The organism is Haloarcula sp. CBA1127 (genome assembly GCF_001485575.1).
GTDB lineage: Archaea > Halobacteriota > Halobacteria > Halobacteriales > Haloarculaceae > Haloarcula.
Window position 1 is genome coordinate 2,070,632 of the sequence record NZ_BCNB01000006.1, and the last position, 13,661, is coordinate 2,084,292.

The 13,661-nt window shown below is 60.8% G+C and carries 12 protein-coding genes; 4 read left to right on the plus strand and 8 right to left on the minus strand.

What is annotated here, in order from left to right:
- Positions 1 to 9: 9 nt before the first annotated feature.
- The 3 genes from AV059_RS15000 to AV059_RS15010 are packed head-to-tail and all read right to left on the minus strand — an operon-like array spanning position 10 to position 2,908.
- Positions 10 to 966 carry a hypothetical protein gene (locus tag AV059_RS15000; protein WP_058995677.1) on the minus strand — a complete coding sequence of 319 codons (957 nt, stop codon included), beginning with the start codon at positions 964 to 966 and terminating at the stop codon, positions 10 to 12.
- A complete protein-coding gene (locus AV059_RS15005; RefSeq protein ID WP_058995678.1) occupies positions 963 to 1,466 on the minus strand; it encodes a hypothetical protein in 504 nt (167 codons plus the stop codon). Before AV059_RS15005 ends, AV059_RS15000 begins: the two co-directional genes overlap by 4 nt.
- Positions 1,463 to 2,908 carry a DUF58 domain-containing protein gene (locus tag AV059_RS15010; protein WP_058995680.1) on the minus strand — a complete coding sequence of 482 codons (1,446 nt, stop codon included), beginning with the start codon at positions 2,906 to 2,908 and terminating at the stop codon, positions 1,463 to 1,465. Before AV059_RS15010 ends, AV059_RS15005 begins: the two co-directional genes overlap by 4 nt.
- 226 nt (positions 2,909 to 3,134) lie before the next feature.
- Between AV059_RS15010 and AV059_RS15015 the strand changes: the two genes are divergently transcribed.
- Positions 3,135 to 4,121 (plus strand): hypothetical protein, encoded by a 987-nt coding sequence (locus AV059_RS15015; RefSeq protein ID WP_058995682.1) that lies wholly within the window; start codon positions 3,135 to 3,137, stop codon positions 4,119 to 4,121.
- Between the two features lie 27 nt (positions 4,122 to 4,148).
- Here AV059_RS15015 and AV059_RS15020 read toward each other — a convergent pair whose 3' ends face one another.
- Together AV059_RS15020 and AV059_RS22110 are read right to left on the minus strand one after the other, a co-directional pair.
- Positions 4,149 to 5,366 (minus strand): glycosyltransferase family 2 protein, encoded by a 1,218-nt coding sequence (locus tag AV059_RS15020; protein ID WP_058995684.1) that lies wholly within the window; start codon positions 5,364 to 5,366, stop codon positions 4,149 to 4,151.
- 595 nt (positions 5,367 to 5,961) lie between these two features.
- Positions 5,962 to 6,141, minus strand: coding sequence for a hypothetical protein (locus AV059_RS22110; protein WP_129755198.1), 180 nt, complete (start codon positions 6,139 to 6,141; stop codon positions 5,962 to 5,964).
- Positions 6,142 to 6,260: 119 nt separating this feature from the next.
- Here AV059_RS22110 and AV059_RS15025 point away from each other — a divergent pair, with 119 nt between their 5' ends.
- From AV059_RS15025 to AV059_RS15035, 3 genes are all read left to right on the plus strand, one after another.
- Positions 6,261 to 6,461, plus strand: a complete 201-nt coding sequence (locus AV059_RS15025) for a hypothetical protein (RefSeq protein ID WP_004518094.1) — start codon at positions 6,261 to 6,263, stop codon at positions 6,459 to 6,461.
- Between the two features lie 71 nt (positions 6,462 to 6,532).
- A complete protein-coding gene (locus AV059_RS15030; protein ID WP_058995685.1) occupies positions 6,533 to 7,372 on the plus strand; it encodes an inositol monophosphatase in 840 nt (279 codons plus the stop codon).
- Between the two features lie 102 nt (positions 7,373 to 7,474).
- Complete coding sequence (locus tag AV059_RS15035) at positions 7,475 to 8,623, plus strand: DUF63 family protein (RefSeq protein ID WP_058995687.1); 1,149 nt, start codon at positions 7,475 to 7,477, stop codon at positions 8,621 to 8,623.
- A 15-nt stretch (positions 8,624 to 8,638) separates the two neighbouring features.
- On the opposite strand, the gene AV059_RS15040 is transcribed toward AV059_RS15035, so the two are convergent.
- The 3 genes from AV059_RS15040 to AV059_RS15050 form a co-directional block, all read right to left on the minus strand.
- Entirely contained in the window at positions 8,639 to 10,348 is a 1,710-nt protein-coding gene (locus AV059_RS15040; RefSeq protein ID WP_058995690.1) for a YcaO-like family protein, read from the minus strand.
- A gap of 31 nt (positions 10,349 to 10,379) precedes the next feature.
- Positions 10,380 to 11,198, minus strand: a complete 819-nt coding sequence (tbsP, locus tag AV059_RS15045) for a transcriptional regulator TbsP (RefSeq protein WP_058995692.1) — start codon at positions 11,196 to 11,198, stop codon at positions 10,380 to 10,382.
- A gap of 374 nt (positions 11,199 to 11,572) precedes the next feature.
- Positions 11,573 to 13,660, minus strand: a complete 2,088-nt coding sequence (locus AV059_RS15050; RefSeq protein ID WP_058995694.1) for a hypothetical protein — start codon at positions 13,658 to 13,660, stop codon at positions 11,573 to 11,575.
- Position 13,661: the final 1 nt, after the last annotated feature.

A 13,661-nucleotide genomic window follows, 5' to 3' on the forward strand; every position in this document is an offset into this window, starting at 1 on the left:
ACCGGACCGCTAGCTGTTTTCCGGGGCTGATGTCGTCTCTCGTTCTTGGGCCGCCGCGCCACTGGACTGCGCCGATGGTTGTTCGAGTGCGTCCCACGAAACAATCACGACACCGCTGAACCGGTCGTCATCGCGCGTGTCGACAGTAACCGGTTGATCAAGTCCCGTGGCAAACCCCACCGCGAGCAGGGACACCACTGGGTGATCTAGTTGGTGAATGTCGCCGAATGCGGGATTGCTGATAGCAATAGAAGCGGTTCGGTTCCCGCCATCGATTTCGATTGTTGTGTCATCGACGAGTTCGAACTGCTTGGACAGGGCTGTGGTCAGTTGTGCAGCTATTGCATCGGGGTCGTTGCCGAATTTGCCCGATATCGTTTGCTCGAACTCGCTGTACAGACGGTCTCCAGTCGGGGGAAGCGATATGCCCTGCTCCGCCTCGGCACCGCTCGTAATGAACAGTTCTCCCAACTGCTCTGGATCGGGAACCGCGTACTCGACGTGCTGGGGGACGAACAGGCGCGCATTCGTCTCCGGACGGGATGCCGTTGGGACATACACCGTCTCGGTCTGGAGTTCCAGTTCGCTGACGAGGTGCTGTTCGACATCGGCCAGCGTGTCGAACACCGTGTCACTGACCGACGCCGAGACGAACCGCTCGGGAGTGAGATAGAACGTGACGATTCCGGCAAACACACCGGTTCCAGCGAACGCTATGAAGATCGTCTGCAGGGCTGGAAAGAGGAACGCCGCTATGAGGGATAGTCCACCAACCGCAAAGAAGCCCACTGCGGTCCGTCTGAACGTTGCCCGCTTCGCATGCGCGTAGGAGTCGCGCAACCGGCGGTTCTCCTCCCGTAACACTTCCATCTCCGCTTCGAGTGTCTGGCGGTCCCGCACAATATCGGTCTGTTGGGTGCTGTCATCACCTGATGCATCCGGTTGCGTAGGCTCGGGTTGGCTCATAGGAAATCACGATCCGAAACTGCGTCTTTAGTTACGATGTCGAGTTCTATCAGCAGATAGCGATGGAGCAGATAGCCGACGATGGCAATCCCGACGAGGAGAGCGAACCCGGCTCTGAGGGGGGCCACGTTCCAGCGCCAGAGCGACAGCCAGGCGAGACTGCCCAGCAGCGGAACGACAAGTGCGACGAGGCTGCCGGCGACTCGGCCGTCGGGCGTCTCGATAGTTACCGAAAGCAGCGCAAGGAACAGGCCGCTTTCGACAAGGACGAGCGGTAGCAGTGATGGTGTATCGACTGTGACGAGCGCTATCTGTCCGAGCACGACCGCGAGAACGGGTGTTCCGGACAGGTAGAGACCGCCGAGGACAACACCGACGAAGCCAAGCCATACCGGCCCGTCCCAGACGAGTCCGCCTGTGGCTACGACGATGCCCAGCAGGCCGAGTACGGTGGGCAGTGATCGGAGCGAGCGTGCCCTCGTTTTCAGTGCGACGCTCATGCGTACTCCCTCTGGTCTGTGTTCGCTGGGCTGCCGGACAGAATAGCCGAGATCTGTTCCGGGGACCCAACTTCGTAGGCTGTCACCGAGTCGACCTCGTTCAGTTCACGCCGGAACTGGTCGAAGGTTCGATACCGTTCGTATGCGGTATCGAGATCGGTGAGGAGGTCTGTATCGAAGGCTACTGATGGAGCGATAAACACGACGACCTCCGTTGCGTTGCGCCTCGCCAGTCCAACCGTGTTCCGTAGTTCACTCGGGTTGCTGTCGTCGGTACAGATGACCAGCAGGTCCGCGCTGCGTACCTCGTGTGGTGCCACCTGGAACCCGTTGTACAGCGGCTGGTTGGGAAGGTGTCGTTTTGATCCGGCGGCATCTCGATACGCGAGCAACGTCGTTTCCATCGGTGATTGTGTGTCCGTCGTCGGGTTTACCGTCCGTGTCATCCTTTCGGTGTGAGCCGCTCTCGTGGTGGCTGTTGCCGGCGTCTCAGTTTCGGTGTCGAGGTCGTTGATCCGATGCCGGCACGACCTGTAGGCTTCGGTTCTCGCCACAGGGATTCTCGATTCCGTCACGCCCGCGTCGTCGACAGTTATATACCCCAACGGGTCACGGGTCGTTTCGGCACGCTGCTGGAACGCTGCGGCGACCGCTTTGAGGTGATCTAGCTTCGTTTCGCCAGGTGTCCCATCACCCAGTGTCTGCCGGTGATCGAGGACGAGCACCACGCTACGGTTACTCTCGGCCTCGTAGTTGCGGACGTGCGTCTCGTCTAGCCTGGCAGTCGCCTTCCAGTCGACGTATTTCAGTGCGTCACCCGGGACATATTTTCGAATCTCCTCGGCTGACAGGCCACCCGTCCGCCCCCGAGCATCGTGCTCGCCGACACCGCGTAGCAACTGTTTCCCGCTCTGGCCAACGTGAATCGGGCCGACCGACGGCGACTCGACTGCTAGTTCGGGGCCGGGAGCCGTCGTGAACGACTGGGTAAACAGCCCGGTGCTGTCACTGACGGTTACTGTGGCTCCGGGAAGGGTGTAGTTGCCAACAGTCCCCCAAGTGAGCGGAAGCGTCATCGACGAGGATTGCATCGACGCACCGAGATTGATTTCCGGAACGATGCCCGATTCCATCCGCGCTGCGAGGGGAATCCTTGCCTCAACGGAGAGCGGCAGGTGATCGCTGGCCGCGGCAACTGATGCCTCAAGGGTGTACTTCGTTTCGGCGTCGGTCCGTATTCGGGACCGGTCGAGCGACTGGCTGACTGTGAGTTCGTCCTTGAGCCGTGACACGCCGCGGACGAACGCAAACTGCATTGCGAGCAGCCAGCCTGCGAGCCCGACGGCCCCGACGACTAACAGGGGTGCATCGAGCAGCCCACCACCCACGACGAGACTACCGATAGCAGTGATCGTGAGCCAGAACCGCCGGGTGACACGCATTAGCTTCGGTTACTGAACCGAGCCCATTGAAGATACCGACAGACACAGCCGAGTGCTTAGAGTCCGCACCCCTCATCAGTATCGAAATCGATATTGATATTTGGGGGATTATTTACTTAACCGTCACACAGGAATTCTGAGTCATGAGTGGTCTGAGGCTTCGATACATTGGGAGTCAGGAACTTAGCTGAATATAGCTACTGGAATCAGTATTAATATTAGAACTATGCTCACAGATATCTCAGCTGGCGCCCGCCGTCTCGCGAACAACTGGTTCTGTCGCCTGCCGATGTTTCGCGCCGGTGCTGTCGTCTTCGTGGCGCTGCTTCTCGCCGGTGTCGCGTTTCCAGTCGCCGGGACATTGTCGCAGGTGAACACTGCTAGCGGTGGTGGGGCCGATACTCCGGACGTACAGCAGGTACAGGCCGATGCGAACGCCACTGATACAGACGGAGACGGACTGTCGGATCCGCTAGAGCGGTCCGTTTATGACACTGACCCGACCAACGCGGACACGGATGGCGACGGCTATCCGGACGGCATGGAAGTCCGCTGTGAGCAAGCTATCCCGGATGCAGACCCGCTGCGAACGGACATCTACGTCGAAGTCGATTCTACACAGTCAACGACGCTCAGCGACTCAGTCCAGACCTCTATTGTCGAGACCTTTGCGAATGCACCCGTTTCGAACCCCGACGACTCCACCGGGATCGATATCCATCTAGTCACGGACGATACGAACCTCTCGGCCAACGGAACAGTCCACTCGAAATCCCGCGCTGGTGCCGGGAACGATATCTACGACTTCCGGGCCAACCATTCGGAGTACAGTTCTGACGGCTACTACTATGTCTTGCTCACCGATGACGTCGCCTACAACGGTGACGACTACTTCGTCGGCGCGGGACGACCTGAAATTGCGGCGATGGAGCGGTTCGATTCGACGAAGATCACCGCGTCGCTGTTCATGCATGAATTCGGGCATGCGATGGGGCTCGACGCCCATCAGGACGGTATCGACGAGGAGCGCTACTCCCAGACAGAGTACGACAGCGTGATGAACTACAACGGGCTGTACAGACAACTCACCTATTCGAACGGCACCGACAGTGTGGGTCGAAACGAGTGGGAATTTGTTGCCGAGAACCGAACGCAGCCCGATATCGAGTGCGTCGAGAACGGAACGTGCTCTAGCAGGTGTACGCAGAACTGATTAGTGCGCGAAAACGGCAGTCAATGATTAGCTGCTGTCTGCCAGCATACTCATGAAGAACGACCCGAACACTGTCTGTAGCCCGAGGACCACGACTGTCGAGGCCAGAAGGGTCGCCGTGGCTGACGGCAACGCCGCTTCCCCGGCGAGCAGCCACTGTCCGAACACGCTCCCGAGATACAGAACGCCGACTGCAGCCGCGAGAATGCCGATGGACGCGCCGTGCTCCAACTGGAACCGCTCCCGTATCATGCCGACAAGCACACCCTCGGGCTTGTTTATAGGGTTCGCGGCGATGGAACTGAACAGCGCCAGCGTCCAGACCTGATACCCGACGATTGCCAGCAGCGACCCGCCGACCATGGTCTGTATGCCGAAGTTGACGCCACCGACCGACAGCTGGGCGGCTGACAGCGACATCAACACGGCCCCGGCAGAGACGAGTAACAGAGCCGGATACGAGAACAAATAATCCGGCGCGTTCACGAGCATGAATCGGACGTGTCGCCAGCCGTCACTGAAACTATCGAGCGTTTCCTCGCCTTCCCGCTCGTGATAGATAATCGGGACCTCCTCGATGGTGAGATCGTTCGCGCCGGCCTCCATGATCATCTCGCTGGCGAACTCCATCCCAGTCGTCTCTAGCTCTAGCGTTTCGAGCGCGTCCTTGGTGAACACACGGAAGCCGCTGTGTGCGTCGCTGACACCGGCTCCATAGAACGTGTTCAGGAACCGCGTCAACAGCGGATTGCCGACGTATTTATGCAGCGGCGGCATCGACCCGTCACGGATCTCTCCCTCAAGTCGACTCCCCATACAGATGTCCGCGTCGCCGTTCTGGACCGGCTCGAGGAGCTGTGGAATCATTTTAAAATCGTACGTCGTGTCGGCATCGCCCATCGCGATGTACTCTCCTCGTGCCTTGTCGAACGCGTAGCGATACGCATAGCCATAGCCCGGTTCGTCAGGTGTCACGACTGTTGCACCCCGCTCGCGAGCTAGCTCCGGAGTCGCGTCGGTCGAACTGTCGCTTACGATGATCTCAGTTGGAACGCGCAACTCCGAGATCGCGGTCTTGATCCAATCGATACATTCTACGATCCCTTTCTCCTCGTTGAGAGTGGGCATCACGACGCTCAAAACCGGCGTGACTTCGCTCTCCGGCGTGACAAGAAACTCGTCTGCAGTGCTGGCTGCGATCCCCCGTTCATCCGCTTGATTTGCCTGGTTTGCTTGTATTGTCATTCCCGTACCTCGGCTGTAACTGGTGCGGCTAGCGGCATACGCTCGCCACTCCCCTGAACTGCTTTCGTTGAATACGGCTAGTAGGCCTCATTTTATCTGATTTCAATAGCTAACTTCTGATAGGTACCGCATGGTTCCCACACAGGATATCATGTCAAAGCAGCATATAATAAAGCTGTTGGGTAAGATAACCCATCATTAATACCAGTAGTTAGCATGAGGCTCCCCTATTCTTCTCCGATTGTACACAATCTCTTCCAACCATGACGATATTGTAGTGTGGGCACCTATCAGTAGATCAGATTATTCACGGACTAATGTACGTTGTGAAACAGACATCTATCAAACTAGTGGACTATCTCTACAGCGGGTATCATTTACAGACATTCAAACACTACAATACAATGACCAACAGGGCGGCCACCTTTGCGGGAATCGTACTACTCCGGGAGTCTAACGAGAGACACAGAGAAGTGGTCCCAGATATTGTCCACGGTCGGAAAAATTCGCCAACTTGGATAGACGCACTCTGGAGACAACCACTTGATTCCGTGTGCCAGTCGACGACTCTAGGGCTTCATGATTGCCGAGCGGTTTACACCGGGCGACGAAGTCGACTCCGTATCTCGCCACTAACAGCGTGTATCCGTGGCAGTCGCTCCTCTGATGCACTGATCAGCGTTGCGACGCTCAACCCAAGGACGTAGACGACTCCCAAAAGCATGATAACTGAGATGTCCTTGCTGAACCGAAGTGCCCCACGTATCGATGCCATATACGTACATATCTGGGCTGAGTATAAGCCGTTGTGGCCCAATTATTAATATTTGTAACTGGGCGGTCGCTGTTGTCCAGAGCCGTAGATTTAAGCTGCTCTATATGCTAAATAGTAACATGGCCACAGACCAGTCCGAGGGGGCCAGCCTGCACGTGCCACCGCTGGAGAATACAGCGTTTTTCTCCATTGAGGACGATGACGGCTACGTCCGTATTGAACAGTCACTGGGGAATCAGGTCCTGTACACGCCCAATGAGGCGCGGGACATCGCTGAAGCCATTCTCGATGCTGTTGACGAGGCTGTCGAAGAGGAGTAACCCATCCTGGCCGTCGGCCCTGTTTTGCTGGAAGGCGAGATGGTTTGAACACGGGCGGTCCAGCGTCAGGTATGACAGATGCAAGCCACCGGGCGGCGGTTGCCGAGCGAGCAGCCCGCGCCGGCGGTGTCGTTGCCCGCGAGCAGTTCCGGGGCGACCTCAGTGTCGATTCGAAGGCCAACAAAAACGATCTCGTCACGGAGACGGACCGAGACGCCCAGCGGCAAGTCGTCGCCACGATCCGAGCGGAGTTCCCCCGTGACCAGTTCCTTTGTGAAGAGGACCTCTCAACGTTAGCTGGCCCGGAAGCTGACTCCGAGCCTGAAGCGGTCGATAGTATCCCAAGTAGCGGCGCTGTGTGGGTAATCGATCCGATCGACGGGACGGCGAACTACGTCCGTGGGATGCGTCTGTGGGGAACGGTCGTCAGCGCAGTTGTCGACGGTGAGCCGGTCGCATCGGTGACCTACCTCCCTTCGTATGGCGACCTCTACGCGGCTGGCCCCGAAAGCGTGACGCGAGACGGGACTGAACTTTCCGTGAGCGTACGAACCGACCCGGAGACCTTTGCCGTGGCCCCCGTCGGCTGGTGGGACCGTGATGACAGGGACGAATTCGGTCGGTTGTGTAGCGCTGTCGGCGACCGCTTCGGTGACATTCGGCGTCTGGGTTCGTTCCAGGCCACGCTGGCACACGTTGCCGACGGGGCGCTCGAAGGGCTCGTTTGTACGCGCTCGATGGACCCCTGGGATACGATCGCCGGCGTACACATGGTCCGACAGGCTGGCGGCACGGTCACTGACCTCGATGGCGAGCCCTGGACCCACGACAGCGATTCCGTCGTCGCCTCAAACGGCGAGGCACACGAGGCCTTCGTGGCGGCCGGCAACGAGGCACTCACTGGGGATTAAACACATTTTCGCCATCAAATCCCGCCGCGTCTGGCTCGCGGAAGCCCGCTCCACGCACACGGGACCGGAACGCTGAAACCGCCTGCCACCGGTCACTCGGCCATGGAAACGTTCGATCGAGCCGTCGATGAGTACGGGCCCGGCCAGCTCTGGGTGGGCTCTTTCGTTGCAGTCCTCCTCGTTGCGGTCGGAGCCGTTATGGCTGCTCCACAGGCCGTCTGGGATCGGTTCCTCTGGCAATACTTCTGGGGGCCGGTGTACGCCGACGCCAAGTCGGCCAGCTGTGCCGAAATGACTGCATCCGGCCCACAACCGCTGTACGAGGGCTGTAAAGCGGCTATACAGGAAGGCCGGCTCATCGCAGAACCGGGGTACACTATCGTCTCAGAGATCGGCTACATGCTGATTCTGGTGTACATGCTTGTCGGTGTCTACTTCCTCCTTGAGCGACTGGACATCGCCGAAGACCCGAAGCTCTACTTCGCGTTCGTCCCGTTCATGCTGCTCGGCGGCGCGTTGCGGACTGTCGAGGATGCGACCGACCGCGCGGTCGACGCCGGAGTCACACCCATCGTCGAGTACCCGCTGAGTTCGCTCATCATCAGTCCCGTCATCTACGGGACGGTGTTCCTGCTGACGCTGCTCGTCCTCGTCGCCTGCGTGGATCTCGAAGAGCGTGGGGTCGTCGACAGCTACTACCGGACGACCGGCGCTATCGGCGGGGCTTTTGTCGCCGTGACGATTCTGTATCTCACATTTGTCGCGCTCACACGCGAGTACGCGACGCTGTACCCGTCAGTCCTCATCACGACTGTCGCACTGGCGTCGGCGCTGTCGTACGGTCTGTATCGCCTGTTCGAGTCCTACCGACCGGCGCTGAACGACGGAACTGGCTATATCGGCCTGCTGGTCATTTGGGGCCACGCAATCGACGGTGTTGCGAACGTTCTGCTGGCCGACTGGCTCGACGCGCTCAATGTTCCGCTAACGTACTATCCGAAACACCCGGCCAACGAGTTCATCATTGCGGCTACCGAGGCACTCCAGCCGGCCGGTCTCTCCGCGGCTATCGGCACTTCATGGCCGTTCTTGATTGTCAAGCTCGCCGTCGCCTCGCTGGTCGTCTCGCTGTTCAATCAGGAGTTCATCGACGACAGCCCGCGGTACGCACTGCTGTTGCTCATCGCCGTTACCGCCGTCGGCCTCGGGCCGGGCTCGCGGGATATGCTGCGGGCGACGTTCGGTATCTGACAGCCACTGGTCCGCTTAGGGGAACGGATGGTGATCCCGGTCGAGTCGCGGTTCGAAGCCAAGGTCGGCCGGGACGGCTTCGGCCCGCTCGCCGAAGAACGACTCACCGAAGAACAGCAGCTGTGCCGACGGACAAACGACTCGAACCGCCTCGAACCCGAGCTGTTCGAGGTCGCGCGTCGTCAGCCGTGTCCCGTACGGAGCGAGCCCCGCGTCGGTCGCCCGGTCACACAACGTCTCTAGCTCTGCCTCGCCAGAGAGGTCCGCATCAGGGCCAAGCGAGTCCAGCGGGACCGCCGTCTCCGCAGCCGTCAAGTCGGCCGCCTCACCGGGCGATTTGGCGTAGCGCCCGATAGCGCCCTGTGCGTCCATGGCCGCCTCGGGACCCATGCTGTCGAGTTCCATCCAGTTCTGGAGCGCCTCCTCCAGCGCGCCGACGGCGGCCGCACCCGGGTTCAGATCCGCGTCGGTCCCGAGCGCGAAGCGCGGCCACTCGTCCTGTGCCAGTGCGACAGTGATGACTGGCACGTCCACGTCCTGTGTCAGTAACAGCGCCGTCACGTCGAGGCCCTCAGACGCCGCGCGCCGTCGGAGCGTGTCGTACCGCTCGTGGTCGTTGACGGCCACCCGGAGCGGCTCGAACGTCGAGTACCACGACAGCATCGCGGCGTCACGCTCGATGACCTCGTACAGCCCGGTCAGCAAGGCCTCCGTGACGGTGTTTCCAAGCCCCAGCCCAGTTGTCGTTGCTGGTCTGACAGCGTCCGATGGCGGCGGATAGTGGACGGTTTCGGCGGGCAGCGACCGCTGCTCGTCGGTCAGCAGGTTCTCGGCAGGAACCCAAGGGAGTGCATTCGATTCGTCCCACTCGACCTCATCCCTGACGAACGCATCGGGTGTGACAGCAGCCGGCACATCGGCGACTGTCCCGTGCCGTAGATTCTCTTCTCGGTAGACGCCGGCCGCGTACCGCTCGTAGTTCTCGCCCAGCGCTTTCATGAATGCTGTGTCCCAGTCGATGGCAACACCGGCGGCCTTGGCGGCGGCCGACACGTCGCTGAATCCGGCGGTATCGGCGAGCGTTGACAGGTAGTACGGAGCGGGGAACGATTCGACCTCACCGACCTCCGTGGCGATACCGACCCGGTCGTCAAGGCCCAGTTCCGCCCGCGATAGCGCCTCGCTGTCGGGGGCCGTCTGCCGACCGTCGGCGAGAGGATAGTTCTGTGTCCCGCCACAGTCACAGCCCGGGACCGGGAGGAACCGCCGCTGGGTGTGCGGGAGTTCCGTGACAGTCCCGAGGAGGGCAGTGTCACCGTCGAGAAACTGGGTCACCAGTCGACCAGCCAGCGCTCCCGCGAATCGTTGCGTGGCTGCTGCCGGGGCTTCTGTGACTTCCTCGGTGTCATCGACCGTCGCCTCGACCCGCGTCCGTAGACAGTCGAAACAGCCGGTTTCAGGTCCAAACCCACTAATCGCGGCGTCACTCACCGGGACGCCGCCGACGCCGCCCAGTTCGACGGCGACCCACGGCGTGCCAGCGTCTTTCGCCCGGTTGTTCCACGCCGCAAACCGCTCCGAACCGACGGTATCGACGACGATGGCGAGGTTGCCACTGCTGTCCGCCGGTGTCGACGGCTGTGCTACTGAAACGTCGATATCGGCGAGAAACGCGGCAAGTGCATCGACAGCCGGTCCACGCCCGACGACTTCGACAGTTCGCATGCCGAAGCCCTCGTGGTGAAGGGAGAAAAACCTACGCGGCGAGGATAGACTGGGCGACGGAGGCCAGTTCGTCCGGGTCGGCGTCTTTGAGCCGGTCGTCACCGAGCATCAGGCGGAGTCGCGGGCGACCCACGTCGATTGGGACCTTCTCGGTGTCGATGAGGTTCATGTCTTCGAGTTTCGTCTTCGTCCGCGAGAACGTTGCCTTGCTCGCCAGCCCGACATCCTCGCCCCACTTGCTGATGTCATACAGCAGTTCGCCGTTCCGTGCGGCCACGAGCAGGCTAATGGTGACCTCATCAAGCCCGTCGCCATCGCCGCGAGCCGTCGACAGCGAGCTGAGAACGTCGTTGAAGTCCGACGCGGTTTCCGGGCCGATATCGGATTCCAGCGTGCTCTGGACGCGGTTGAGCGGCGGTGTCCGGAGCGAGTACTCGTCGGCGTCTTGCCAGGTCGAGCCGTAGTAGTCGTAGGCGTTATCGACGAACGCCGCGTCGTCGGTCCCGAGACCGCCGACCGTGTCGCTGATCGTGACGAGCGCGTACACCGTGTCAACGGTTACCGCGACCGAGTGGTTCGGCACGTCGTCAAGCAGTCGCATGGTGAGCCGCCCCTCGTTGATGAGGTCGGCCGCAGTGCTCGCAACGAGGAAGTCGTCCATGACGTCTTTCAGTGCGCGCTCGTCGGCGAGCAGCCGAACCTCGGGAGCGCCCGAATCTGCGTCCAGTGTCGATACAAGCTCAGAGATGGTCCGCCGCGACGGGTTCACGACGTACACCGGCTCGTCAGTTGCCCCAAACACCGTGGTCAGCATGGACCCGATGTCGTCTTGCAGGAGATTTTCGGTCATTGTCCCTTGCCAGTATATAGTGTACTGCTATATTTAATTTTACCGGCCATACTGTGTTGATTTCGCCAACAATCCGACAACACCCACCAGCGAACAGCGATAAAATATTGGTCAATTATCCTAAGCAGAAGCCGTTCGACCCACGGACTGAACCACCAATGCCGCTCGGTGACGCCGCGTAAATTCGGCCCGATAAGTGGCTGGTGTCACTGTTTCCTTCCCGCCGGAAGTTACGACCCGGGCATCGTCTCAAATCTGACCCCCAGTACGAAAGGTTCCCGGAAGATGTCGCATCGCCGCAACGACTCGGTCGGTTCGGAAACAGACGGCGGCCGCCTCGGCTCCGGCCATGGAGTCTGACAGCTCTCCCTTCCTCAGAAGCCCGTCCGGAGGCGCGCGGCCAGGTCATCGGACCAGTGGAACTCCCCGTCGTAGATGACAGGCAGCGAGGTCTGGCCCAGCGCGTCGGCCAACTCCGTAGCACCAAGCGAGTGGCTCGTCTGTTCGCCGTTCAGCGCGGCGCTGTCGTCGAACGGCAGGCGGTAGCTCTCGCCGGGCCGTTCCGGGGACACGACCGTACACTGCACGTCGAATCCTGTCTCCCCTTCGGAGAGCCAGACGACTGCAGGATGCGCGGGATTGGGAACGATTGAGTAGGTCCCGTCGCCGACGACCGCGTAGTCCTTGCACATCATTATCCGTCGGCGAGCGAGTTCCAGCGCTCGCTGAATGCTGAATCCGTTACTGAGCAGGCGCGCGAAGGCGGTCCCGACCAGGGCAGCGTGTTTGTCCAGCACGTCGGTGAGTGTCACCGCACCGGCGACCGCACCCTGCTTGACCAAGTCAATCCCTTCATCGTAGGAGCCACAGGCGTTCAGGAAGAACGTCTGTGTTCGGGCTTCCGACAGCGACGACAGCGCCAGATTACCGTCGGGACAGCGCAGTCCCTCCTCGTCGCAGTGGCCGATGAAGTGGACGAAATCGGCCGGCTGTTCGAACACGTCGGCCAGTTCGTTGACCGACAGCAGTTCGCTGACCCGGACGTCCATCGGTAGGTCCGCGGCCCGGTATATCTCCGTGACTTCCGTGTGTTCATCGGCCATCTCCTCGTCGTTGAGGACGACCGCGACCTGTTGACTGTCGGTGTCACGGTTTTGACTCCGGTAGCGGTTCACGTACGCTTCCGGCGGCGTTTTGCAGGCGTCTATCGGGTTCCCCGGGGCGAGCCACGAGTGCAGTTGGCCCTCGCGCAGGTTCGGCTCGATGACTGGCGGGCGCTCAGCCGATCCGCGACTCAGATACGAATCCGCCAGCGTTCTGTCGAGCAGTTCATCCTGGTCAAGCCGGGAGCTGTCTGGCAGGTAGATAAGACTGAGCCGGTCAAGCAGGAAGGGCAGATAGCGGACCCGCTCCGGCTCTGGCGAGACGTACGTCGAGAGGGGCCACTCAGGCAGAATCGAATTCACGGCTTCGTCGGAGACATCAATGTACCGTTCGAGCCGTCCAGCCGGCGACAGCGACCGCACTGTATCCGGGTCGAGCGAAAGGGCGGACGTGATACGAGCGCCACTCTCGGCCGGGTCGACGCGTCTGACCAGACAGTCGAGGTAGAACACCTTGCGGAGCAGCGCTGCGACGCCAGCCTGAAGCGACGGCCACGCGTCGAAAGAGAGGTGTACCGACGTGTCTTCGGCTGTCAACAGTGCGGCATCCCGTGACTCGACCACCACTTCGGCCCCGAGATAGTATGCCAGCGGTGCACTGACGAGCAGTTCCGCCTCGCACTCCGGAACACGGAGCGTGATACCGGTCTCGGGACGGTTCTGTCGCACCGGCTCCGGAATACGGGTTGTCTCGCCGGTCGTGACTATCGGCGGGTGCCCGCGGAGTTCCGGGTGCGAGCGGGACGGCTGCATCGTGTGATGCGCCCCGCTCAGATGCGTAATCGCTGTTGCGAGCCCTTCGGGCGTCGCGGGGACCTGCAGATGCGGCCGCTCCGCGTTCGTTTCCCAGACGAACCCGACGGTAATGCTCGTCGGCTCTTGGAAACCAAGCACGGTGGTAATACCGGCCGAATGGAGCGACGCCGGACCGTCGAAGCGGACGTGGATTCGAATGTCGTCGACGACGCCCAGCGGTGAGTCCCGGTCGCTATCCGCAGCGCGGGCCTGCATCGTCAACAGGTACTCCCCTTCCTGAAGCCTTGTCGGTGAATCAACCGTCCCGCTATCGGCGTCAGTATCAACGCGGGTTACCGTGACATCAACCGCCGGTAGCGCTAACTCGGTGACGGACCCGCGGTAACAATCGTCGACACGCTGTGGTAGCTGTTCGCCGTCAGTACTCTCTCGATTGTGTAATTGGTGCACCAGTGCGGTCGGGTCGACCGTTTCCCCATCCCAGTCCAGCGTTTCACCGCCGTCCCGGCCCACCCGCTCGCCTGCCACCCCCCAGGTGACCATG

Coding starts and splice junctions, on each gene's coding strand:
- AV059_RS15000 (WP_058995677.1), bottom strand. CDS start 966: ATGAGCCAACCCGAGCCTACGCAACCGGATGCATCAGGTGATGACAGC.
- AV059_RS15005 (WP_058995678.1), bottom strand. CDS start 1,466: ATGAGCGTCGCACTGAAAACGAGGGCACGCTCGCTCCGATCACTGCCC.
- AV059_RS15010 (WP_058995680.1), bottom strand. CDS start 2,908: ATGCGTGTCACCCGGCGGTTCTGGCTCACGATCACTGCTATCGGTAGT.
- AV059_RS15015 (WP_058995682.1), top strand. CDS start 3,135: ATGCTCACAGATATCTCAGCTGGCGCCCGCCGTCTCGCGAACAACTGG.
- AV059_RS15020 (WP_058995684.1), bottom strand. CDS start 5,366: ATGACAATACAAGCAAACCAGGCAAATCAAGCGGATGAACGGGGGATC.
- AV059_RS22110 (WP_129755198.1), bottom strand. CDS start 6,141: ATGGCATCGATACGTGGGGCACTTCGGTTCAGCAAGGACATCTCAGTT.
- AV059_RS15025 (WP_004518094.1), top strand. CDS start 6,261: ATGGCCACAGACCAGTCCGAGGGGGCCAGCCTGCACGTGCCACCGCTG.
- AV059_RS15030 (WP_058995685.1), top strand. CDS start 6,533: ATGACAGATGCAAGCCACCGGGCGGCGGTTGCCGAGCGAGCAGCCCGC.
- AV059_RS15035 (WP_058995687.1), top strand. CDS start 7,475: ATGGAAACGTTCGATCGAGCCGTCGATGAGTACGGGCCCGGCCAGCTC.
- AV059_RS15040 (WP_058995690.1), bottom strand. CDS start 10,348: ATGCGAACTGTCGAAGTCGTCGGGCGTGGACCGGCTGTCGATGCACTT.
- tbsP (WP_058995692.1), bottom strand. CDS start 11,198: ATGACCGAAAATCTCCTGCAAGACGACATCGGGTCCATGCTGACCACG.
- AV059_RS15050 (WP_058995694.1), bottom strand. CDS start 13,660: ATGGTCACCTGGGGGGTGGCAGGCGAGCGGGTGGGCCGGGACGGCGGT.